The sequence below is a fragment of the Nocardia sp. NPDC058499 genome (assembly GCF_042719915.1).
Lineage (GTDB): Bacteria > Actinomycetota > Actinomycetes > Mycobacteriales > Mycobacteriaceae > Nocardia.
In genome coordinates, this window is the sequence record NZ_JBHXMZ010000003.1 from 575,180 (window position 1) to 599,142 (window position 23,963).

Sequence of the window (23,963 nt, forward strand, 5' to 3'; positions counted from 1 at the left end):
TACCGGGGAATGGAGATGACAGTGCGTACGACGTTTTCGACTTCCGTCTCGGCGGGCGCCAAGTCCGCGGCTGCGCGGGACTACGTCCAGCGTGGCTGGACGGTCGCCGAAACGACCAACGGCCTGTGCCTGATCACCGATGCCGACGTATCCGCCGTCGAGGTCACCGGGGAGTTGGCCGCGTCGGTACGCCGGTACCTGCGCGCGAACAACCTGACCGGTCCGGTTATCGAGATTCCGGGCGCCGAGCGCCGCGAAATCCATCTGGTCACCGGTATGCGCAAGGCCGAGCGTGCCGTCGAGGCGCTGCGTGTGGCCGGCGCGGTGGTGCACACCGACGGTGACGGCATCCCGCTGCCGCCCACCCACCTCTCGGCGGGTTCGGCCAGCTGGGGCGTCTCCCCCGACGAGGCCCGCTGGATTCCACCGGTGGTCGCGCTCGGCGCGGCGGTGCGTACCGCCCTCGCCCGGCGCCCGCGCCGGCTGACCAGCGTCGCCTGAGCAGGCACAATACATACCTGGCAGCGAGAACCCCGGTCGTAGACCACGACCGGGGTTCTCGTGGTGCCACAGCACCGCCGGACAGCGGGATCCCGGGTACCGTCGCCGGGCCTGGAACAGCGCCGAACGTAATCAGCGGATGCGGAAGATGACCAGGCGTTGCACCACGAAGTTGATAACCGTCGCCGTCCCTTGAGCGATCACATAGGCCAGCGGTACCCGCCACCACAGACCATCGTCGATGGCCTCGTAGAACACCCAGTTGATGCCGACCTGCACACAGAAGGTCAGGGCATACAGCACGACCACCGCGATGAAACGGGCCCGGCTGGGCGGCGCGTTGAAAGTCCACCGCCGGTTGATCAGATAGGCCGTCGTGGTGCCTGCGATGAAACCGATCGCCTTCGCGATATTCACCGGCAGTCCGGCCACCTCGAGCAACAGCCAGTACAGCCCGAAGTCGACCACCGCCGAGAGCGCACCGGTGGCCACGAACCGCACCAGCTGCGTCTTCAGGCCGATTTCCGCACTCTGCTGCCCGGAAACGTCCGGCACGCCCCCCGGAGCCGCCTGCTCCTCGGCCGAGACGGAAAGATCCCCGGCTCCCCCCGGCGCTACCCGAGGTTCCCGGCTTACGGCATTGCTTTCAGGGGCCACCGCCCGAAATCTACTTGCCGAACCCCACCCGCAGCACCCCTGGGTCCCCGCCTCCCGAAACCCACCCCACCTTCCATGAATGCCGTCCCCCGATAGCAGGCGTGGATAAGCCCTCGGCCCGCGACACCGCAGGCGGCGCAATGTTGCAGTAGCCTCTATCCCGATGTCCACGAAAGCTCCGACCTCGACCCAGTCGGCCGGTACCGAGACCCCGGCGGCCGGCGAACCCGATACAGCTGTTATCGGGTTCGCGCTACCCACCACCACCCGGAAACTCGCCGGATGGGCTCGTACCGCCGCGACCACCGCCGAGGTGCTCTCGACGAGCGACCCGGAACTCATCGCCGAAGCGGTCGCCAAGGTCGCCACGGACAACGATGGCAAACCGGCCCATCTGCGGCGCGGTGTGATCGCCCGCGGTCTCGGCCGCTCCTATGGCGACAACGCGCAGAACGCGGGCGGCCTGGTGGTCGATATGACCGCGTTGAACAAGATCCACCGGATCGACCGGGACAGCCGGTCGGTGGATGTCGACGCGGGCGTGAATCTCGACCAGCTGATGAAGGCCGCGCTGCCGTTCGGGCTGTGGGTCCCGGTGCTGCCCGGCACCCGGCAGGTCACCGTCGGCGGCGCCATCGGTTCCGATATCCACGGTAAGAACCATCACAGCGCGGGCAGTTTCGGTAACCATGTGCGCTCGATGCAGCTGCTCACCGCGGACGGCACCGTGCAGACCATCAGCCCCAAGAAGAACGCCAAACTGTTCTGGGCCACGGTCGGCGGCTGCGGCCTGACCGGCATCATCCTGCGGGCCACCATCGAGATGACCCCGACCGAAACCGCGTACTTCATCGCCGACGGTGATGTGACCGCGGGCCTCGACGAAACCATCGCCTTCCACAGCGACGGTTCCGAGGACAAGTACGAGTACAGCTCCGCCTGGTTCGACGCGCTGAGCCCGATGCCGAAACTCGGCCGGGCGGTGATTTCGCGCGGTTCGCTGGCGAAGCTGGACCAGCTGCCGAAGAAGCTGCAGAAGAATCCGCTCGGGTTCACCGGGAAGACCTTCCTCACGTTCCCGGATGTCTTCCCCAACGGTCTGCTCAACAACAAGACCTTCACGCTGGCGACCGAGGTCTGGTATCGCAAGGGCGCGACCTACCGGCAGAAGCCGCAGAATCTGACGGCCTTCTACCACCCGCTCGATATGCTCGGCGAATGGAACCGCGCCTATGGTTCACGCGGTTTCCTGCAGTACCAGTTCGTGGTGCCGCCGGAGGCGGTGGCGGAGTTCAAGCAGATCCTCATCGATATCCAGGCCAGCGGGCACTACTCGTTCCTCAACGTGTTCAAGTACTTCGGTGCAGGCAATCAGGCGCCGCTGAGTTTCCCGATGCCGGGCTGGAACGTCTGCCTGGACTTCCCGATCGTGCCCGGCCTCAACGAGTTCGTCACCGAATTGGACCGGCGGGTCCTGGAATTCGGTGGCCGGCTCTACACCGGGAAGGATTCGCGCACCACCGCCGAAACCTTCCACCAGATGTATCCCCGGATAGACGAGTGGATCAAGGTGCGCCGCAGCGTCGACCCGACAGGCGTATTCATGTCCGATATGGCGAGAAGGCTGGAGCTTCAGTGATCAACGCGGTAGGCAATCCGCAGTCCATTCTGCTGTTCGGCGGGACCTCGGAAATCGGCCTCGCGATCTGTGCGGAGTACCTGAAGAAGGGCCCGGCCCGGGTGGTCCTGGCCGTTGTGCCCGGTGACCCGCTGAGCGATACCGCTGTCGCCCAGTTGAAGGCGGCCGGTGCGAGCCGGGTCGATGTGATCGATTTCGACGCGCTCGATACCGCCGCACACCCCGAGGTTGTCGAAAAAGCCTGGGCCGAGGGTGATATCGATGTGGCGATCGTGGCGTTCGGGTTGCTCGGCAATGCCGAGGAACTGTGGCAGGACCAGCGCAAGGCGGTCCAGATCGCGCAGATCAACTACACCGCTGCCGTCTCGGTGGGTGTGCTGATCGGCGAAAAGATGAAGGCGCAGGGCTTCGGCCGGATCATCGCCATGTCCTCGGCGGCCGGTGAGCGGGTACGGCGCTCGAATTTCGTCTACGGCTCCACCAAGGCCGGCCTGGACGGTTTCTACCTGGGCCTCGGCGAGGCGCTGCGGCCGTTCGGGCCGCGCGTGCTGGTGATCCGGCCCGGTCAGGTGCGCACCACCACCACGATCGAGCACTGGAAGGCCACCGGCGCCAAAGAGGCACCGCTCACGGTGGACTCCGAAGAAGTGGCGGCGCTGGCCGTTGCGGCCTCGGAGAAGGGCAAGGAGCTCATCTGGGCGCCCGGCGCGTTCCGGTACGTGATGATGATCCTGCGCCATATCCCGCGCCCGATCTTCCGCAAACTCCCCGTCTGACGGACAGTAACCGGGGACAGCCACAGGGAGCCGCGGCGCAGGTACGCCGTCACCGTGGCGAATGAGGCCTGACCGGACCAAACGCAGGTCTCCGTGCCGTTCGTCCCGGCTCACCGGGCTCGCTACTTCCGTCGATCTGATCGGTAAAGCTCGAGGGCCGTCGCAACCGGATCCACTCCGGCGCGACGGCCCTCGTCGTATTTCGGTTCGCCCGGCCTCCGGGTTTCTGGGCCGGGTTCGCTCTCATACCCGCGTCATTCGCTGTCCGAGTTCCCGGCGCAGCACCTCCTGAGACGGCAGGCGCCCGAGGACGCGTAATACCGTGGGTCGTAGTTCTCGCTGCTCCTCATCGGTGAGCAAGCCGACGAGATCGCGCAGTTCCATATCTTCGAAGGCCGAGGTCATGCGACCCAGGGTACGGCGTGAGTCCGGGTTCGTCATCCGTTCTGGAATTCCCTCACCTGGAAATAAACCGGAGTGTGAGGCAACACACATGATTGACGAGTTTCGATGTAGCGCACCGTAGTTCAACTCACCTTGATGGGGGCGTCGGTCTCCAGACCGCTGCGATTGCGCTGGGTGACGGTCAATTCCGCGGGCTGTGCGGCGGGCCGGTACGGGGTGTACCGCTCGAGCGAACCCCAGTCCCGCGCCCAGTCCTCGGCGAGGTAAGTAGCCACCGAATCCGCCTGCAGGAGCAATTCGGTCCAGCCCAGCGGACCGCCACCGATATGGTCCTGCCAGGCATTGGACGCATCCGATCCGGTCCGGTCCGGCAGGATGCGCCAGCGCGGCACCTCCGCGACACCATTCGCGTGGTCGAACGGCCGCTGGCAGCCGAAGGCGAGCCCGACGTGCCAGTCCAGCAGTACCGGATCGGTGTGCCCGACAACCGAATCCAGGGTCGCCAGGCGCGGCAGGCGAGGCGGGGTGACGGCCAGCCACTGGCGGCTGGTGATGTCGTTGTCCACCGCGACCAACCGGACGGCATTCACCTCGGGCGGCAACTGGTCCAGCGGGACCCGCAGATTGCGCCAGGACGGGTTCGGGCCGATATCCAGCGGAGCCACCGAGCCCAGTACCTGCATGGTGCCGTCGGCGGCTCGCGTGCCGTATTCGACGGTCAGTTCCTGGCCGTAGGTCAGCACTCCATCGGCATCTATCGATTTGATCCGGCCGGCGGCGGTTATCGCCAGCACCCGGTAGGCGGGGTCGGCGCGCATCTCGTCGGTCAGGTCCAGGCGATACCACTGCGAGGTCAGTTTCGCCTGCTGCTGGTCACCGGCCTGGTAGCTGCCCAGCACCGGCGTGCGGGCGGGGTCGAGACCGAACGGCAGGGTCACGGTGGAACCGTTGATACCGGGCTGGGCCTCGGTACCGCCGCCGGTCCCGGCACCGGTGGTATCGGTGGTCTTGTTCTCGCTGTCGGATTCGAGCGAGTTCGCGCTGCCGGAGACCGTTTCCTCCGCATCGGCGGTGAGATCGTCGGCCACTCCGTCCGGAGTGAAACCGGTCGTCTCGGTCTCGGGATCAGCGGAGACCAGACCGTTGGCCGGATCGCCCTCGTACGGCTGCAGCAGAGAATCGGCGGTATCCGTCTCCACCAGCACCTCGTCGGCCAATCCGCAGGGGTCACCGGCCAGCGCCCGGATATTGGATTTGGCGATCGAATACGCGGGATACTGGGCGACCGCCGCCTTGGTCAGCGAAGCGATCTCGAACAGCACCATCAGCGCCGCGGCAACGGTCAGCGGCGCCGTATATATGGCGCCGCCTCCGGCGGTGCGGGGTTCGGGGCCCCCTCGGTCTCGATTCTTCACTCCGCCGCTCCTCCGCTTCGCTCCCCCGCTCTGTCGCTCCAGAATCGAGACGGGCCCCGAACCTCGGAGGTAGGGCGCGCGGTAGTGGAACCAGAGCGCGGCCAGCAAGGCGAGCACGCTGAGCCCGAGGAACAGTGTCGAGAAACCCTTACCCGCGATCAGTGGCGCCTTGTCCCACCACGGGACCCCGTAGCTGGACACATACCACCAGCCGTTCGACCCGGTGAAGGTGATCGCCAGCAGGAACAGGAGGGCGGCGGCGAACAGCGCGCGGTTACGGGGCGCGCGAATACCGTTGGTGCCCACGGCCACCGCCGCCAGTGCCGCGAGCGAACCGGCCAGGCCGGCATAGACGCCGAAGTGATGGGTCCATTTGGTGGGGGTGAACATCATCAGCAGCAGCGAGGCGAACACGATGCCGAGAACGCGCACCGACGGTCCTCGCGCGGTACCCGGGATCCGGCCCTTGCGCAGTACCTGCAGAACGCAGACCAGCAGGCACAGCAGCATCAGCAGCACACCGAAACGCCGGGCCAGCGAACCGTCCGGGGAGAGCATGAGCAGCGAATCCCAGCGGGTGCGTTCGTCGAACCACGCCACATTCGGGCCGACCGCGGTACGTACCCGGGTGGCCTCGAGCACCGTTGTCAGGGTCTGATCGGCGAAGATCACCACGAGTACCAGCGTTCCGGCGGCCAGGCCGGGCGCGAGCAGACTCGCGTACCGCCCCACGGCTCCCCATACGCTCCTGCTCCGCCCCTCCGGGCTCGATCCGGTCCGGTCGCCACGGGCCCGTTTGATGATGATCTGCAGGACCGGACGGGAACCGGCGATCAGCGCGGCGATACAGATGAGCCCGGTCGGGCCGGCGGCCAGCGAGAACGCCGCGATCAGGATGGCGACCGCGGCCGGTAGCAGTCGTGCCGTGGCGATGGCGCGTTCGATCGAACACCAGGTGAGCAGCGCACCGGCGGCGATCAGCGGTTCGGGGCGCAGACCGTTGTCGTAGGGCAGCCAGAAGGCCAGGAACACCAGCCCCGCGGTCCACAGCGCGACCTGGTTACCGCGTACCCGGGCGCCGAGCCGCGGCAGCACTTCCCGGCTGATCACCAGCCAGCAGACGATCCCGGCGAGCAGCGTGGGCAACCGCATCCACGGGCTCGACTCCGAGATCCGCGACATCCACGCCAGCACCTCGTACGACCAGCCGAACGGCGCTTCCGGCACCCCGAACCAGCGGTAGTAGTTCGCCAGATAGCCGGATTTCTCCGATACCCGGGCCATGTTCAGGATGTAGCCGTCGTCGGAGGTGTTGGCGCCGATCACATGCCAGCCCACCAGCACCCCGAGTACCGCGCCGTCGGCGAGCCGGAACCGCCACCAGTGCGATGGCAGGAACCGCCGGGCGCGGCGTCCGTCGCTGGTGTCGAGCAGGTGCAGGGCCAGCAGCGCCAGCAGCGTGAACACGACCGCACCGATGATCGCGGCCAGTTTCAGCGGGGTCGGCGAGGAGGTGAAACGGGAGTCGATATCGGCGTGCAACCGGATACCGCCGCCGAGCTGTTCGGCGGGCAGATCGGTGAAGACCCCGACCATTTGCGGCCGGATATCCCGATCCACCTGTGTGCGCAACGGAGTGCCGTCCGCACGGACGGCACCGGCGAGCTCGGCGGTGGTCGAGGCCGCGGTCGAAATCACCGACAGCGATTCACAACCGGTCAGTTCCGCGCGGTCGGCGGACAGCAGCGGCACATCACGCAGCACCACCGAAAACGTGTCGCCGGACATGCTGACCCGCAAGCCGCGGGCCGACGATTTACCCGATTCGTCGGGAACCGTGGCCACCACGGTGCCCTCGGCGGCGGCCGCTACCGGGCACGGCACCGTGAGGTTCAGCCGCAGCGGCTGATAACTCACCAGCGGCGCCTCGACATCGGTCGCACCGGCCTGCGGCCACTCCAGGACCGTTTCGTCCTGCCGGACCGGCAGCACCGGCGCCAGAATCGCCAGCACGAACCCGAGTAGCCCGGACACCAGGGCCAGCAGTCGGATACGGTTCAACGCTCGGGGGGATCGTTGCGGTCGCACGGGGCTCGACTCTAATGGGCGCAACCAGGCGCAGCGCATCCACGGCCGGGCACGGCCAGGCGGGTCGTCCGGAGCGAACCGGACGGCATATCGGCCGATTCGCCGACACACTGCCTGCGCAGGGACTCGTGCAAGCATGCGTACGACCGTGACTCAGCGTGAACCTGCTGCGCCGACACGCCGGGTGCAGCCGGAGACCCTGCCCGCCCGACCGGGCGCGATCCGGACACAGACACCACGGCCTGGGCGGCCATCACCCGGGCCTCGGCACCGGCAGCTGGCGTGCCGGCCGCTACCACCGACCGGCGAGCCGGGGCGAGGTCGCGCACGAACCCGCCCGCACCGGGCAGTCCCGGCGCAGGCAGCGCCGATGCAGGCGGTCCCGATGCAGGCAGCCCCGATGCAGGCAGCCCCGATGCAGGCAGCGGCGATGCCGCCACGAGGCTGATGCCGCCGAGCCCGAAGAAGTCGACGTCGGCACGCGCGGACGATGTGGTGTCGTACTCGGTCCGGCTCGGGCACACCACAAAAGGCGAATGCCGACGTGTGCCCGGGCCCGGTCCGAGAACTCAGCGCTTCACCACGATCAGGGTGAACGGTCCTATATCGGTGGTGGTGAAGCGGGGATCGTCGAACAGGGCCGCCGGGAAGGTGACGGTGTAGCGGCGGACGTTGGGGTCGTTCGGGTATACGTCCGCGGCCAGCCGCAGGGTGTAATCGTCGCCGCTGCGGCGGAACAGGAAAGCGTCCGGGGCGCGCCAGGGGGCGGCGGCCATCGCGTCGAGGAGTTCCTGCGGCGTCTCCAGTTCGCTCCAGGCCTCGATGGTCGCCGACCGGTCCGCGTAGTCGGCCAGCGGGTTCGCGTAATGCGAGGTCAGGCCCTGGAATCCGAAGTACGGGTAGTAGGCGAGGAAGGTGGTGTCGCCGGTGAGCACCACGTTCTCCGACGGTTCGCGACCGGTCTGGGCGCGCAGGGCGTCGTCGATGTGGTGGTAGTGCCGGACAGCGGCAGGGTCGCGCTGGTCGGCGCGGTTTCCGTCGCCGTCGGTATCGGTGTAGGCGGTGGTGATCTCGGGCGCCAGGACGTGCGGAATATTCTGGCAGTAGGCCAGCGCACCCACGGTCGCGAGGACGATGGCCACCCAGCGGAACCGTGCCGGCTCGTTCAGCGCCTGATAAACCGCCCGGGCGCCCTCCACGAACCCGAACGCGCCCGCCGCCGCCAGCAGCACCAGCAGCACCGGTTCCAGCCGGAAGGACAGCAGGGTGCTGCCCGCCACCGTGGCCAGCATCGACAGCAGCGACCACAGATACACCGCGATCACCCCGAGCCCCAGCGATTGCGCCCGCCGCGAGGAGTTCGCGCGCAGCACCAGCCAGATCACTCCGATCAGGCACAGACCGCCGAGCAGCGAGAACTCGGCCATCGGCAGCGGCAGTTCGGAACCGGCCTCCGGCAGATAGTGGAACGCGCCACCGGATTCCAGCTTCGGGTTGTCCAGCATCCGCAGCAGGAAGGGGACGAACACGGGCAGTCCGACCAGCGCGGTGATCACGCCCATCACGACCAGCCGTAGCAGCGGCGCACCGATCGCGCGCCCGATCCCCTGGATCTTCTCCCCCACAGCCCCCTGCTGTGCCGCGATCCGCCGCGGTGTCCGCGCGGCGTAACGGGCCCGGACCCCCAGCCCGGCCGCGACGACCGCCATGAGCACTACCGTGAACACAGCGAACGCGAAGTAGAGCGTGTAGAACGTGGCCGCGAGACCCAGGAACAGCCCCGTCCCCAATACCGCGGCCCAGCCGCCCGCCGTGGCACCGGGTAGTCCGGCGATCTTCCCGGCCGCGCCGGAATCCCGCGCGGCCGTGGCACCGGTCGACCCCGCAGCGGACGGGTTTTCGTTGCCGGCGCCGCGTTCCGTCGCGACGGTCTGCCGATCCGCCGGATCGGCGGGCGAAACTGCCGGCCCAGAGGTACCGGCGGGAGTTGTCGTTGCGGTACCCGCTACCGGTTCACCAGCCGAGCGACCCCGCCCGGGTGCCCTGGTGCTCCCCGGGCGCACCGCTCCCGCGCTCGCGGGCGAGATCCGGCGTGCGAGTTCGGCCGGGCGATACAGCGCGCCCCACGCCATCACGAGTACCGGCGGAACGAGGATCGCGATCACGGCGCCGTAGGCCTCGGGTGCGGCGTAGGTGACCCCCACCGCGGTGATCGCGGCGGTCACCCCCACCGCCCAGTCGGCGCGGATCAACCGCGACCACAGCACCAGCGAGACCACCGCCGCCACCGCGATCGACCCGATCGCGTACGGCTTGAAAACCTCCCAGCCGTCCATCTCGAGCACATTCGCCACGCGCCCGCCGAACCAGAACCACCCGGCCGGGTAGAACGGCGGCATATCCGCGTAGGTCATATCCCGCAGCGCGGCGCTGTCGGTGAGGCGGGTCAGGTATTCGGTGCGGAATTCCTGATCGACCGAGATCCCGAACAGGTACAGCTTCGTCGCCGCCAGCGGCAGTCCCAGAGTGACCGTGACGAATGCCGAGATCCCGGCCCAGGACAGCAGTTTCGCCCACCAGCGGGCCCGGCGCAGCCGCAGCAGCGTGATCGATACCGCCAGCAACACAGTGGCGCCGACCTGGCCCACGGTGGTCAGGGCCCGCAGCACATTGGACGAGTTGAACGCCGGCCAGTTCACCAGCGAAAACGCCACCAGCCCCAGCGCAACCACCAGCACGGCGACCACTGTGGCCAGTACCGCCTCGCCGATTCCGGCCCCGACCTGACGCCCCAAACGCGCGCCACGACTCGTCGTCATCGGCGTACTTACCTCCGGCTCCTGTCCACCTGCTGGCCGTCGGTCAGCCTAGTGGAGAACCACCCAGCGCCCACCGCGCCGGCCGACGGGCCCGGCCGCCCTCGGGGCCGATGGACGGGCCGGGCTCAGGTAGCCGGCCCGTCCGGACCTTCGTACACACGTTCTGACCACGATGAATCGACTATCAGTACACCCGCAGCATCCCCGGATCCCACAGACCGCTCCGGGTTGCGGTGCCGGTCTGCAATTGGGCGGGGACCGCGTCGTAGTACTGGTCGTAGCGTTCCAGCGTGCCCCAGTCACGACCCCAGTCGTTCTTCAGATAGGTCGGGATGGTGGTGGATTTCGCCAGCATCTGGGAGAACCCGAGCGGCCCGCCGAACTCCTGGGCCTGCCAGGTGTTGGTGGAGCTCACCGCCAGCGGGCGGTCGGGCAGGACGCGGAACTTCGGCACCTCGGCGACACCGTTCTCGTGCCGGAACGGGCGCTGGCACGGGAACTGCAGGCCGACCGCCCAGTCGAGCAGGATCGGCTGTTCCGAACCCAGGTAGTCGTTGGCGGTTTCCAGTTTGGGCAGCCGAGGTGGGGTGAACGCCAGCCACTGGTCGCCGATGAGGATCGGGTCGTTGGCGACGATGCGCACCGCGTCGGCTTCGGGGGCGATCTCGTCCAGCGGGATACGCAGGTTGCGCCACGACGGGGCGGGCCCGATATCGCGCGGCACGTAGGTGCCGATATAGCTGACCGAACCGTCCGGCTGCCGTTTCCCGTAGTCGACGGTGAGCGACTGGCCGTACTGCATGACACCGCTGTCGTCGTAGGACATGATCCGTCCGGCGGCGGTGACGACCAGCAGCGGATGATCCGGGGAGCGCTGCGGCATTTCGTACCAGCTGGAGGTGACCAGCGCGGGCCGCTGCACACCTTCCTGGTAGCTGCCGAGGATCGGCGTGGTGGCCGGGTCCAGCCCGAACGGCAGGGCAACGGTGGAGCCGTTGACGCCGAGCGCGCCTTGACCACCACCGGTACCGGCGTTCTGGCCCTCCGCGAACGAGGCGCCCACCGACTGGTTGGAGGTGTTGCCGGTACCCGGTTTCACCTCGACCGCATCGGCGGACAGATCGTCGGGGACCCCGTTGGGATCGAAGCCGACCGGGTCCACACCGGCCAGCGGGTCGGCGGGGTTGGTCGGCGGGTTCGCCGGATCGACGATCGGGTTCAACCGGCCCGCGTTGGCGTTCACCTCGACCAGCACATCGTTGGCGAGCCCGCAGGATTCACCGGCGAGAGCGTCGATATTGCCCCGCGCCAGCGAGTAACCCGGGTACTGCGAGTACGCGCCCTTGGCCAGCGACAGCACCTCGAACAGCACCATCGCCGCGGCCACCAGGGTCAGCGGGATGGCGGCGAACTTACGAACCCGCCGGCCGCGCACCGTCCGAGTGGATTTCGGGGGTTTGGCGTAACCCTCCCGCAGTACGTGCCAGCCGACCAGCAACAACGACAGCCCGAACAGCACCAGCATCACGGTGTTGGACGAGATACCGAACAGCGAGATCCGTTTGTCGAACCACGGGACCCCGTAACTGGAGACATACCAGTAGCCGTTGATCCCGGAGAACGCGAGCGCCAGCGTGAACAGCAGACCGGCCAGGAAGATCGCCCGGTTCTTGCGCGCGCGCAGCGCCGCCGCCGACACCGCGACCGCGGTCACCGCCGCCAGCGAACCCGCGATACCGGCGTAGGCGCCGAAGTGGTGGGTCCACTTGGTCGGGAGGAACATCATGAAGAAGATCGTTCCGATCACCACGCCCATCAACCGCCAGGTCGGGCCGACGGCGATACCGGGGACCCGGCGGCGGCGCAGCAGCACCAGCATGGTGGTGAACAGGCACAGCAGCATGACCAGGAACGCGAAGCGGCGCGCCAGCGACCCGTCGACGGTTTCGACGAACAGGTAGTAGTAGCGCAGGTAGTCCTCGTACCAGGCGAGGTTCGGGCCGGCCAGCTGCCGGACGCGGTTGGCCTCCTGGATCCCGGCGAAGGTCTGATCGCTGTAGACGACCGTGAGCACCAGGAATCCGGCGGCCGCCAGCGGCGCCAGCAACGCGGCGGTGCCGTGCTCACGGTGCCGTTTCACGATGATGCGGGTGATCGGCCGGATACCGGCCAGCAGCGCAGCCACACACATGAGGCCGGTCGGGGCCGCGGCCAGCGTGAACGCCGCGACAACGACCGCGACAGCGGCAGGTAGGAGTCGCGCTGTGGCGATGGCCCGTTCGATGGAAACCCAGGTGAGCAGCGCCCCCAGCGCGACGATCGGTTCCGAACGCAGACCGTTGTCGAAGGGCATCCAGAACGCCAGGAACACCAGGCCGCCGGTCCACAGCGGCACACTGCCGAACCAGGCCCGAGCCCGCGCGCCCCGCAGACCGTTGCCCAGCCGCGGCACCACCTCGCGGCTGAGTACCATCCAGCAAAGGATTCCGCAGGCCAGGGCGGGCAGCCGGACCCACGGGCTGGCCGTGGAGACCTCGGCGAACAGCTGGATCACGTAGTAGTACCAGCCGAACGGCGCCTCCGGGACGCCGTACCAGCGGAAGTAGTTGGCCATATAGCCGGCGTCCGGCGCCACCCGGACCATGCTCAGGATGTAGCCGTCGTCGGAGGTGTTGGCGCCGAGGAAATGCCACACCAGCAGGGTGCCGATCACCCCGCCGTCGGCGAGCGTGGGTTTGAGCCAGTTCGCGGGCAGGAACCGCCGGTGCCCGCGCCCGTCGCTGGTATCCAGCCGGGCCAGCGCCACCAGCGCGAGCACAGTGCACAGTACGGCCGCGATCATGGCGGCGAGTTTGATCCAGGTGGGACTCGAGCTGAACCGGGTGTCGATGGTCGACTCGAGGGTCATACCGGCCGGGACATCACCGGTCATATCGGTGAAGATGCCCACCATCTGCGGGCGCAGATCACCGAGCAGCTGGCCCGCATTGGGAGCGCCGGTCTCGTCGACCAGGCCCTCGAACGCCGCCGTGGTGCGCTCGTTGTCGGAGCTGATGGTGATGGCCGAGCAGTTCGCCATCTCCGCCCGGTCGGCGGTGGCCACCACCGCATTCCGGTCCACCACATCGACCGAGGTGTCCGAGACCCGCACGAACAGCGCCTCCAGCGCCGCCCGGTCACCCTGCGGGGGCGCGGTGGCCAGCAGCATGCCACCCTCGGGCGGCAGCTGGTTCACCGCCGAACACGGGATGGTCGCGGTGAGGTCGAGCGGCACCTGCGACATCAGCGGGGCCTGCGTATTGGCCAGGCTGTTGTTCTGCGGCCAGTTCAGCGTCGCCGTGGTCTGGGTGACCGGTAGGAAGGGGGTGGCGATCGCGAAGAGCGCACCGAGTACTCCGGTGACGATCGCGACGAGACGCGCCACCCGGAAATCCCTCGGCGTAACTCCCGGCCCCGGTTCCGGTGGCGTCTTCGTCAGTACTGCGGTGGCGACTTCTGGCACGCTGGCATGCTACTTGGGCGCGCCGCGCCCGGCCCGCTGATACCCCGGCGCGTACCCGGCCGAAACGAAAACGCTCAGGCGAACTGGGCATAAAAAGTAGCGGAACGGGGTAAAGAGGGGCGGCTGGCACAATCGGCCCGGAAATCACCCCCTTATGCGCGGGGTATGGCGGCGGTAATGGAAAGGTAGGGGCATGACCAAGGTGAATCTCGAGACGAACTACGGAACCATCGGCCTCCAGCTGGACGAGGCGAAGGCGCCGGACACCGTCCGCAACTTCGTCGAATACGTCGAGTCCGGACACTACGACGGCACGATCTTCCATCGCGTGATCCCGGGCTTCATGGTTCAGGGCGGCGGCTTCGATCCGCAGATGCAGCAGAAGCCGACCAAGGCGCCGATCCAGAACGAGGCCGCCAACGGCCTCAAGAACGATAAGTACACGGTCGCGATGGCGCGCACCAACGACCCGCATTCGGCGACGGCGCAGTTCTTCATCAATGTCGCCGACAACGATTTCCTCAATCACACCCAGCCGGCGGGTCAGGGCTGGGGTTACGCCGTGTTCGGCGCCGTCACCGACGGCACCGATATCGTCGACGAAATCGCGAAGGTGTCCACCTCGTCGCAGGGTATGCACCAGGATGTGCCGTCGGAGAACGTGGTGATCAAATCCGCGACCATCGCCGGCTGAACTCGGGTTCTAGCAGCGGTTCGGGTCGGGCCGGCGCCGGTATCCGGCGCGACCCGAACCGTAGCCCGTCACAGCGGCAGCAGATGGTGTTTACGCGGATTGCGGATCACCGTCTTGTCGCGCAGTAGTTGTAGCGCGCGGCGCAGTTCCAGCCGGGTCTGCGCCGGCTCGATCACCGCATCGATGAAACCGCGTTCGGCCGCCACCCACGGCGTGGCCACGGTGGCGTTGTAGAAATCGACCAATTGCTGGCGGACGGCCGCTTTCCGGTCCTCCGGCGCGGCGGCGATCTGGCTCGCGCCGATCAGGCTCACCGCGCTCTCCGCGCCCATCACCGCGATACGAGCGGTGGGCCAGGCGAGGTTCACGTCGGCACCACACTGTTTGGACCCCATCACGGCGTACCCGCCGCCGTAGGCCTTGCGGACGACCACGGTCACCTTGGGCACGGTGGCCTCCACGAACGCGAACAGGAACCGGCCACCGCGTTTGATGACGCCGATCTTCTCCTGTTCCACACCCGGCATGAAACCGGGGGTGTCGACCACGAGCACCAGCGGAATCTCGTAGGCATCGCACAACCGGATGAAATGCGAGGCCTTGTCCGAGGCGCGGGCGTCGAGCGCGCCCGCGTACACCATCGGCTGATTGGCGACCACGCCCACACTGCGACCGTCCACCCGGGCGAAACCGGTGATGATGTTCTTCCCGGCTTCCGCGCCGTATTCGTGGAAGTGGCCGTCGTCGAACATCCGTAGCAGCACATCGTGCATGTCGTAGCCGGCATTGTCGGAATCCGGGACGATCGAGTTCAGTTCCCGATCGCTGTCGGTGACCTCCGGTTCCAGCCCCGGATTGATCACCGGCGGCTGCTCCTGGCAGCTGGTCGGCATATACGACAGGTAGTCGCGCACCCAGGCGAACGCGGCGGTCTCGTCCTTCGCGATGTGATGGATATTGCCGTACTGGGCCTGCGCATGCGCACCACCCAGCTCTTCCAGGCTCACATCCTCACCGGTCACCTCACGGATCACCTTCGGACCGGTGACGAACATATGCGCGGATTCCACCGCCACCACGACATCGGTGTTGATCGGCGAATACACCGCACCACCGGCGCAGTTGCCGAGAATCATCGAAATCGTGGGCACCATCCCCGACAGCGGCTCCTGCCGGGTGCTCAACTCGGCGTACCAGGCCAGCGAGGACACCGCCTCCTGCACCCGGGCACCACCGGAATCGTTGATCCCGATCATCGGGCAACCGACCTTCGCGGCGTACTCCATGATCGCGGCGACCTTACGGCCGAACATCTCCCCCACCGACCCGCCGTAGACGGTCTGATCATGGGAAAACACCGCCACCGGGCGGCCGTCGACCAGTCCGTGCCCGGTCACCACACCGTCGCCGTACAGCGCGGCCGGGTCGCCGGGCCGGCGAACCAGCGCACCGATCTCGGTGAAGCTCCCGGGGTCGAGCAGCATATTGATCCGGTCACGAGCGCTGGGGATACCCTTGCGCGCCCGCTTCGCCACGCCGGCCTCGCCCGCCGGTTCCTGGGCGAGCTCCAAACGCTGCCGCAGGTCGGCGAGTTTTTCGGCGGTAGTGCTCACTTGCTCCCTTTCACACCCGATGAATCGATCCGGGCGAGTTTAGCGGTGAGGTCCGCGCCTATTTTTCCGATCCTGGGCTCATCGACGATCTGCAGGTGGTCGCCGGGGATGTGGATGACCTCCAGGTTGGGCACGTACTCGTCCCAGCCGCCGTTGGGCTGACGCTCGGCGAACCGGGGTTCGAGCTCGATCATGCCGTCGTGGTAACGGTCGGCGAGATAGAGCACTACATCGCCCTCGTAGTGGCTGGGTTGTACCCGCTGCAACGCCTGGTTCTCGATCCAGGAGGTGCGCTGGTGTTCGATCACGCCTCCGGGGATCTTCGCCCCGGTCATCTTGATCAGGCTCGACACCATTTCGAACTGTTCCTCTGGCGTGGCATCGGCCAGCTCACGCAATTGCCCGGGGTCCAATTCGCCCTGCACCCCGTAGGTCTTCTGCGCGAAGGCCTGGTAGCGCTCCATCCGGCGCAGACTTTCCTCGGAGCTGTTGTCCTGCGGTTCACTCGGGATGGCGAGATCGATCAAACCCACGACCCGCACATCGGCGCCCTCGGCGCGCAGCACCTGCGCGACCGCCATGGCGAGAACCGCACCGAGCGACCAGCCGTACAGCACATAGGGGCCCTCGCCCTGAAGCTTCCGCAATTCGGGAATGTACTGCCGGGCACGCTCTTCGATCGAGCCTTCGACCCGTTCGAACCCGTACATCGGAGTCTCGGCGGGCAACCGCTTCAACAGCGGTTCGTACACGAGAGTGTTACCGCCGGACGGATGGAACACGAACACCGGAACGGCCTGAGACCCTTCGGTTCGTGCGCGCAACGGCCGGACGAACCCGTCCACATCCGCACCGCTGTCCTGCAGCGTGCGCACGATATCGGCGAGCTGTTCGATGGTTTCGCAATCGAGCACATCGTCGACGGTGATCTCCGCCCCGACCCGCTCGGTGAGGCGTTCGGCCAGCTTCTCGGCGGTGTCTTCGTCCAGGATCGGCAAGGTGTTGAAGATCCCGCCGGCCGATTCGCCGGTGATCGTGGCCCAGGAGGCGTAGGTCAGCCGTTCCGCAGCGTCACGTGGCGGAACGTTCTCCTCATCCGCGGCACCGGCCGCGCCGCCACCGAATACCGCCGCACCTGCAGCCGGGGCAGGTGCAGCCGTGGGCTGTGGTGTAGCCGTGGGCCGGGTCTCACTGCGTGCCGATTCCGCCTCGGTGTCACCGGCTTTCGAACCATTGGTGGGGGCACCGGGAGCCTGGTTCGTGGCGGCACGACCACCAGGTTTCGCGCCGTTCGGGATCACACCGGAATCCGTGGTCCCGGACGCGGTGCCGGCACTCGAATCGTCTGCGGCTATCGCAGATTTCGTACCCGCGGCGGGGCTATCGGTTGCCGGCTCGGGGGAAGTTGTGCCGGAGATTGCCTCGGCGGTGCTGTCGGCAGCCGGTTCGGTGGCTGTACTACCGCCCGATGCCTGGTTCAAGGCCGCGACCGGATCCTGCCCCGACTCCATGGCCGCCTTCGCCGCTTCGACGAAGTTGTCGTCCACATTGAGCGCCCCGGATTCCCCGGCGGCCTGCTTCTCCGCCATTTCCCGCACCTCGTCGCGGTGCTCGATCGCGTAGCGCAGCACCTTCCCGACCTCGTGCAGGCTGGCATCGCGTACCGCGGAAACCTGGAGCTGCGGAATATCGAATTCGTATTCGACCCGGTTCTTGATCCGCATCGCCATCAGCGAATCGAGGCCGAGTTCCATGAGCGGGATCTCCATCGGCAGATCCTCGACGGCGTAACCCATGGATTCGGCGACGATGAGCGCCAGCCGTTCCTCCACGGTCTGGCCGCTGTCCGGGTTCCAGCGGTCGCCGAAGCCGGCCGTATCCACCGCGTCCAGGACCTCGGGTGCCGGCGTGACCGCCGGGGCAACTGCCGCCGATTCGGCCGGGGCCGGGAACGCCTGAGCCGCACCGGAGGTGATCACCGCGTCGTACAGCAGCCGGAACTGCGCACCTTCGCGGGCATGCACCTGTACGGACGCGCCGCCGGGGTGTGGGGTGAGGGTGGTGGTCAGCGTCCCGGTCGCGGGCAGCGGTGCGTGGGCGATACTGGCACCCACTTTCACATCGGCCAGTACCTGCGCGGCCGCCGCGCCTACCAGCGCCGGCAGTTCGTCCACCGCCGCGGCCTGCACCTCCCAGACATGTCGGCCGTCCGGCAGCGCCACCGAGGCGCCCGGCACCCGCGCGCTGCCGCCGGTGGACAGCGGGCTCACCTTGGGCCAGTAGTGCTTACGGACGAACGCGGTACGCGGGATATCGGCGTAGGGCCCGGCCGGTACCAGCGACGCCAGATCCACCGAGTGGCCGTGCACGTACAGCTGTGCCAGCGCCGTGATCACCGCGGCGGATTCGTCTTCTTTGCGTTTGAGCGTCGGGATGAGCTGGGCGTCGTGCAGGCCGGCGGCGAAGGTGGTGCCGAGTACCTGCATGAGCGCCACCGAGTTCGGGGCCAGTTCCAGGAACGTCGTGACCCCGGCATCGACCGCGCGCTTCACCGCATTGGTGAAGTACACGCTGTGGCGCATGTTCTTCACCCAGTAGGCCTCGGTGTGCACCGGGTCGTGACCGGGCGCGTAGTACTGCTCCTTGTCGACCGTGGAGTACAGCCCGACCGTCGGTTTCGTCGGCTCGAGCCCGGCCAGTTCGGCGGCGAGTTCACCGAGCAGCGGATCCATCTGCGAGGTGTGCCCGGCGCCCTTGGTCTGCAGTACGCGGGCGAATTTCCCGGCTTCCTCGACCTTCGCGACAATCGCCGCGACCTGATCCACCGGGCCACCGATCACGGTGTTGGTCGGCGCCGCGTACACCGCGACCTCGATATCCGGGTAGTCGGGCAGCATGGCGGCAACATCCTCGGCGCTCAACTCCACCAGCGCCATATTGCGGACGTCGTCGTCGGTGAGCATCTGCTCGCCCTCACGCATCAGGCGGGAACGCGCGCAGATCACCCGCACCGCGTCCTCCAGCGGCAGCCCGCCGCTGATATACGCACCGGCCACCTCCCCCTGGGAGTGGCCGACGATCGCAGTGGGTTCGGCTCCATGCGCCCGCAGCAGCGCGGCGAGTCCGATCTGGATGGTGAACGTACCGACCTGCGAGGTGCCGATATCCCAGTCCTGGGCATCGTCGAGCATCAGCTCGCGCACCGAATAGCCGGCCTCGTCCTCGACGAGTTCGTCGACCTCGTCGACGGTGCGGCGGAATATCGAATTCTCTTGGTAGAGCTGTTTACCCATCTTCCGGTGCTGAGCACCGAAACCGGCCATCACCCACATCGGCCCCTCGGGCGCGGGCGCGTCCGCGGTGAACACCCCGGCCCCCGGCTTACCCGCGGCGATCGCGCGCAACCCGGCCACGGCCTCGGCGTGATCCTTGGCCAGCACGACGCCGCGGGACCGCCAGTGACTGCGCTTGGCCAGCGCCCGCGCCACATCCGCCAGCGGAGTCCGCTGCCCCGCTTCGCTTTCCAGCCAATCGGCCAGATCGGCGGCGGCGCGGCGACGACGCGAGGGCAGATAGGCGGAAACGGCCAGGATCACCGGCAGCGGTTCGGCGCGATCGGCCGACCATTCGGGGTCGGGCGCGGCCTCCGCGGTAACCGCTTCCGCCTCTGTCACCACATCGGTGGTCTCCACGTCGAGTCCGGCGGTCTCCGGCGTGCTGTCGCCCGGTTCTTCGGCCGCGGCGACCGGGGCGACGTACTCCTGGACCACCACGTGCGCGTTGGCCCCGCCGAAGCCGAAACCGGAGATACCCACCGTGGCGATGCCGCTGTAGCGCGGGAACGGGGTCGGTTCGTCGACGACCTTCAGCCGCGCCTGCTCGAACGGGATGTACGGGCTCGGCGCGGAGTAGTTGATATTGGCGGGCACGACATCGTTACGGAACGCCATGAGCACCTTGGCCAGGCTTGCCACGCCGGCCGCGGATTCCAGGTGCCCGAAGTTGGTCTTGGCCGATCCCAGCAGGACGGGCGCATCGGCGGCACGACCGGCGCCGACCACACGGCCCAACGCCGCCGCCTCGATCGGGTCACCGATGGGGGTTCCGGTGCCATGCGCCTCGATGTAGTCGACGGTGGAGGGCACGATCCCGGCGTCGCGATAGGCGCGGCGCAGCACATCTGCCTGAGCCTCGGGATTGGGCGCGGGCAGGCCGTTGGACCGCCCGTCGCTGTTGACCGCCGACCCCTTGACTACAGCCAGAATGTTGTCGCCGTCACGTTCGGCATCGGCCAGGCGTTTCAGCACGACCAGCCCGGCTCCCTCGGACCGCACCATACCGTCGGCATCGGCGGAGAAGGCCTTGATCCGGCCGTCCTTTGCGACCGCGCCGGCCTGGTCGAATCCCAGCGTGACCATGGGCGCAAGCATCATGTTGACCCCACCGGCAAGGGCCACATCGGCATCGCCGGCCCGCAGCGCCTGGACGGCCTGGTGTACGGCTACCAGCGTCGACGAGCACGCGGTATCCACCGCCACGGACGGGCCGCGGAAATCGAAGAAATAGGAGACGCGGTTGGGAATGATGCTGTTCGCGCTTCCCATGATCTTGTACGCCTCGGCCGAGGCCGGAACGTTCGGATCCGTGTCACCCAGGCTCATGGCGGCGAGCAGCTGGAAATCGCTGGTCGAGGTCCCGATGTACACACCGACCGATTCCCCGCGCAGATCACTGGCCGGGATATGCGCGTGCTCCAGCGCTTCCCAGGTGAGTTCCATCATCAGCCGCTGCTGCGGGTCGATCCGCTCGACCTCGATCGGCGACATGGCGAAGAACTCGGCGTCGAAATCGGTGACGACGTTCTGGTCCAGGTAGCCGCCGCGGGTATTGCCCTCCTCCACGGCCTGCGCGAACTGCGGTTCGCTCAGGAATTCCGCCCAGCGTCCCTCGGGGAGGTCGCGGATGGCGTCGCCGCCGTTCATCAGGAATTCCCAGGTCGATTCCGGGGTGTCGCCCGCACCCGGCAACCGGGTCGACAGTCCCACGATCGCGATATCGTGCGCTCCCCCCGGTGCGAGCCCGGCGGTATAGAACTGGTCGTCGGGAACCTCGAGCGTGCTCTCCGGTGGCCCGTTGACGATCACCTCGGCCAGCGAGGCGATCGTCGGATGCTGATAGATGATGGTGGGATCGAGTATCACACCGGTGAGGTCCTCGATTTCGCCGCCGAGGGCCAGCGCATCCCGCGAGGCGAGCCCGAACTCCTCCATCGGCCGGTCGACGGTGATCTTGTCGACCGACTGGCCGGTGGCCTCGGCCACCCAGCGCCGCAACCACTCTCGTAGTTCCGCCACCGATATCTCGGATTTCGCGGTCTCGGACCCGGCCGCCGCGCTCGTCCCGGCGGTATCGCCCTCCTGCTCGACGGGAAGGTTCTCGGTCGTATCCGGCGACGTGCCCTCGTTATCAGCCATCAGTCCTCAAGCTACCTGTCTGTATGCGGTGCCTGGCAACAGCCTGCATCGCAGGGATGGGTGGACGGCAACCGCCGGCGCCGCGGTGGTCACGATGCCACCACCTCCGGCGCACGACACGGGCCGCTGGGTTTCGTTCGGCCTCCCACCTGCGCCGATGCAGGTGAACACCGCGCGATACGGCGCTCGGCCGCCGCGCCGGTGGGCTGGTTCCGCCGCGTATGCGTGATCACGCTGCGTTACCTCCTCCGGCACTACGCTCAGCCGCCTATCATCCCGGACGCTGCGCCACCGCGTCGACCGGGCTCATTCCTCAGGTGCATCGGGGAACGCCTGCTGCGTGTAACCACCACGCAGCGTGCCCTCGATATACGCCGCCTTGCAGGCGCGTCGCGCGATCTTCCCGCTGGAGGTGCGCGGGATCGAGCCCGCGGGTACCAGCAGTAGGTCGCGCACCGTGACACCGTGGCGCTGGGAGATCGCCGCCCGGACCGCGTCCGCGATCGGCATCGGATCGGCCTTACCGGCGCCGGGGCCGCGCTCGGCGACGACGACCAGTTGTTCGGAGGCGTCGTCGGCGTCGAATTTCAGACCCGAGTGGCTGCCCTGCGCGAAAACCTCGGCGGGGAGCTGATTGGCCGGGACCGAGAATGCCGCCACGAACCCGGGCCGCAGGGCGTTGCTCGCTTCCTGCGCGGAGAATTCCAGGTCCTGCGGGTAGTGGTTGCGGCCGTCCACGATCACCAGGTCCTTCACCCGGCCGGTGATGTAGAGCTCACCGTCGAAGTACACGCCGTAGTCGCCGGTGCGCATCCAGTTCGCATCGGCGGCACTGCCCTCGGCGTGGCTGCCTTCGGGCAGGCGCTCGGTGACCTTGTTCCGGAAGGTCGCATTCGTCTCGTTCTCGCGACCCCAGTACCCGATCCCCATGTTGTTGCCGTGCAGCCAGATCTCGCCGACATGCCCGTCGGGCTGTTCGCGTGGCGTACCGTCGACCGATTCCGGGTCCACGATCACGGCCCACTGCGAGCGGGCGATATAACCGCAGCTGACCTGGGCGATCGCATTATCCGAGCCCGGTTCGACCTTCACCATCCGGCCGGCGTTCAGCTCGGCGCGGTCGACATAGGTGACCTTCGCCTCGTCCTCCGCCTTGGTGGCCGAGACGAACAGGGTGGCCTCGGCCATGCCGTAGCAGGGTTTGATGGCCGTCTTCGGCAGGCCGTACGGGGCGAATGCCTCGTTGAACTTCTTCATCGACGAGGTGGTCACCGGTTCGCTGCCGTTGATCAGGCCGATCACATTGGACAGGTCCAGCGATTCACCGTTCTTCGGCAGCCCGCGCACGGCGGCATGTTCGAACGCGAAGTTCGGGGCCGCGGCGAAGGTGCCCGCGCCGTCGGAGGCGGCGGCGAGCTCCTTGATCCAGCGGTACGGCCGCCGCACGAACGAGGCCGGCGACATGATGGTGATGAACTTGCCGCCCACGGCGGGCAGGATCACAGTCAGTAGGCCCATATCGTGGAACAGCGGCAGCCAGGTGACACCGCGCGAGTTCCAGTCCAGGTTGATGGCGTCGACCATCTGCAGCAGGTTGGTGCCCACGGCGCGGTGGGTGATCTCCACACCGGCCGGGGTACGGGTGGAACCCGAGGTGTACTGCAGGTAGGCGATATCGTCCACCGCGATATCCGGCCGCACCCAGCTCTCCCCGACACTGTCGGGAATCGCGTCGACGGCGATGATGCGCGGGCGCTGCGCCGCAGGCAGCGAACGGAAGAACTGGCGCACTCCGGCCGCGGACGAGCCGGCGGTGAGGATGGCCGACGGTTCGCAGTCGCCGAGCACCGCGTGCAACCGGTCGGTATGACCGGGCTCGTCGGGATCGAACAGCGGTACGGCGATCGCGCCCGCGTAGATGGCGGCGAAGAAGGAGATCACGTAGTCCAGGCCCTGCGGTGCGAGTACCGCCACCCGGTCACCGGGTTTGGTGACCTGCTGCAGTCGACCGGCCACCGCGCGCAGCCGGACCCCGAACTGTTGCCACGTCAGCTCGTGTACCTCACCATCGCGTTCGCGCGAATAGTCGATGTAGCGGTACGCCAAGGTGTTCGCGTCGTTGCGGGTGTGCTTCTCGACGTGGTCGACCAGGGTGCGATCATCGGGAATGGTGATGTTCCCGTTCTCGTCCAGGTAGTCGTCGAAAGTCTCGTCCATTCCTTCTCCTCCGAGGCGCACGCCGCAACGGCACGATGACCGTTATTTACTGTGTGGCCCCGACTCGCTTTCGCCGCGGTGCTCTCATCCGAGAACTTTTCCCGCGGGTTCGGTGTGCGGTCTGCGCGGTGACCGCTATCGGCTAGATGTTCTCAAACCAGAG

Annotated in this window: 12 protein-coding genes; 4 read left to right on the plus strand and 8 right to left on the minus strand. The window is 67.5% G+C overall.

Going from position 1 to position 23,963, the window contains the following annotated elements:
* The first annotated feature begins 9 nt into the window (after window positions 1-9).
* Complete coding sequence (locus ACFWPH_RS12875; protein ID WP_378750404.1) at window positions 10-501, plus strand: hypothetical protein; 492 nt, start codon at window positions 10-12, stop codon at window positions 499-501.
* Window positions 502-633: 132 nt separating this feature from the next.
* On the opposite strand, the gene ACFWPH_RS12880 is transcribed toward ACFWPH_RS12875, so the two are convergent.
* Window positions 634-1,056, minus strand: a complete 423-nt coding sequence (locus ACFWPH_RS12880) for a GtrA family protein (RefSeq protein ID WP_378750729.1) — start codon at window positions 1,054-1,056, stop codon at window positions 634-636.
* A 265-nt stretch (window positions 1,057-1,321) separates the two neighbouring features.
* On the opposite strand from ACFWPH_RS12880, the gene ACFWPH_RS12885 reads away from it, so the two are divergent.
* Window positions 1,322-2,797 (plus strand): FAD-binding protein, encoded by a 1,476-nt coding sequence (locus ACFWPH_RS12885; RefSeq protein WP_378750406.1) that lies wholly within the window; start codon window positions 1,322-1,324, stop codon window positions 2,795-2,797.
* Complete coding sequence (locus ACFWPH_RS12890; RefSeq protein WP_378750408.1) at window positions 2,794-3,573, plus strand: decaprenylphospho-beta-D-erythro-pentofuranosid-2-ulose 2-reductase; 780 nt, start codon at window positions 2,794-2,796, stop codon at window positions 3,571-3,573. Before ACFWPH_RS12885 ends, ACFWPH_RS12890 begins: the two co-directional genes overlap by 4 nt.
* Window positions 3,574-3,816: 243 nt before the next feature.
* Here the strand turns inward: ACFWPH_RS12890 and ACFWPH_RS12895 are convergent, their stop codons facing one another.
* The 4 genes from ACFWPH_RS12895 to ACFWPH_RS12910 all read right to left on the minus strand — a co-directional run bounded on the left by ACFWPH_RS12895 (window position 3,817) and on the right by ACFWPH_RS12910 (window position 13,802).
* Window positions 3,817-3,978: a hypothetical protein gene (locus tag ACFWPH_RS12895; RefSeq protein WP_168433881.1), complete on the minus strand. Its 162-nt coding sequence runs from the start codon at window positions 3,976-3,978 to the stop codon at window positions 3,817-3,819.
* 122 nt (window positions 3,979-4,100) lie between these two features.
* On the minus strand, window positions 4,101-7,520 hold the full coding sequence (locus ACFWPH_RS12900) for an arabinosyltransferase domain-containing protein (protein ID WP_378750731.1): 3,420 nt from the start codon (window positions 7,518-7,520) through the stop codon (window positions 4,101-4,103).
* A gap of 530 nt (window positions 7,521-8,050) precedes the next feature.
* Complete coding sequence (locus tag ACFWPH_RS12905) at window positions 8,051-10,300, minus strand: galactan 5-O-arabinofuranosyltransferase (protein ID WP_378750411.1); 2,250 nt, start codon at window positions 10,298-10,300, stop codon at window positions 8,051-8,053.
* 184 nt (window positions 10,301-10,484) lie between these two features.
* Entirely contained in the window at window positions 10,485-13,802 is a 3,318-nt protein-coding gene (locus ACFWPH_RS12910) for an arabinosyltransferase domain-containing protein (protein ID WP_378750412.1), read from the minus strand.
* Window positions 13,803-13,995: 193 nt separating this feature from the next.
* Between ACFWPH_RS12910 and ACFWPH_RS12915 the strand changes: the two genes are divergently transcribed.
* Entirely contained in the window at window positions 13,996-14,496 is a 501-nt protein-coding gene (locus ACFWPH_RS12915) for a peptidylprolyl isomerase (RefSeq protein WP_378750414.1), read from the plus strand.
* 68 nt (window positions 14,497-14,564) lie between these two features.
* Here ACFWPH_RS12915 and ACFWPH_RS12920 read toward each other — a convergent pair whose 3' ends face one another.
* From ACFWPH_RS12920 to fadD32, 3 genes are all read right to left on the minus strand, one after another.
* The gene (locus tag ACFWPH_RS12920) at window positions 14,565-16,109 is read right to left on the minus strand and encodes an acyl-CoA carboxylase subunit beta (RefSeq protein WP_378750416.1); all 1,545 of its coding nucleotides are present in this window, start codon (window positions 16,107-16,109) and stop codon (window positions 14,565-14,567) included.
* Window positions 16,106-21,583 carry a polyketide synthase Pks13 gene (gene pks13 / locus ACFWPH_RS12925; protein ID WP_378750418.1) on the minus strand — a complete coding sequence of 1,826 codons (5,478 nt, stop codon included), beginning with the start codon at window positions 21,581-21,583 and terminating at the stop codon, window positions 16,106-16,108. Before pks13 ends, ACFWPH_RS12920 begins: the two co-directional genes overlap by 4 nt.
* 306 nt (window positions 21,584-21,889) lie before the next feature.
* Complete coding sequence (gene fadD32, locus ACFWPH_RS12930; RefSeq protein WP_378750420.1) at window positions 21,890-23,800, minus strand: long-chain-fatty-acid--AMP ligase FadD32; 1,911 nt, start codon at window positions 23,798-23,800, stop codon at window positions 21,890-21,892.
* Between the last annotated feature and the right edge of the window lie 163 nt (window positions 23,801-23,963).

Excerpts from the sequence above, each read along its gene's own strand:
- ACFWPH_RS12915 (WP_378750414.1), top strand. The coding sequence starts at position 13,996 with ATGACCAAGGTGAATCTCGAGACGAACTACGGAACCATCGGCCTCCAG.
- ACFWPH_RS12900 (WP_378750731.1), bottom strand. The coding sequence starts at position 7,520 with ATGCGCTGCGCCTGGTTGCGCCCATTAGAGTCGAGCCCCGTGCGACCG.
- fadD32 (WP_378750420.1), bottom strand. The coding sequence starts at position 23,800 with ATGGACGAGACTTTCGACGACTACCTGGACGAGAACGGGAACATCACC.
- ACFWPH_RS12875 (WP_378750404.1), top strand. The coding sequence starts at position 10 with ATGGAGATGACAGTGCGTACGACGTTTTCGACTTCCGTCTCGGCGGGC.
- pks13 (WP_378750418.1), bottom strand. The coding sequence starts at position 21,583 with ATGGCTGATAACGAGGGCACGTCGCCGGATACGACCGAGAACCTTCCC.
- ACFWPH_RS12885 (WP_378750406.1), top strand. The coding sequence starts at position 1,322 with ATGTCCACGAAAGCTCCGACCTCGACCCAGTCGGCCGGTACCGAGACC.
- ACFWPH_RS12895 (WP_168433881.1), bottom strand. The coding sequence starts at position 3,978 with ATGACCTCGGCCTTCGAAGATATGGAACTGCGCGATCTCGTCGGCTTG.
- ACFWPH_RS12905 (WP_378750411.1), bottom strand. The coding sequence starts at position 10,300 with ATGACGACGAGTCGTGGCGCGCGTTTGGGGCGTCAGGTCGGGGCCGGA.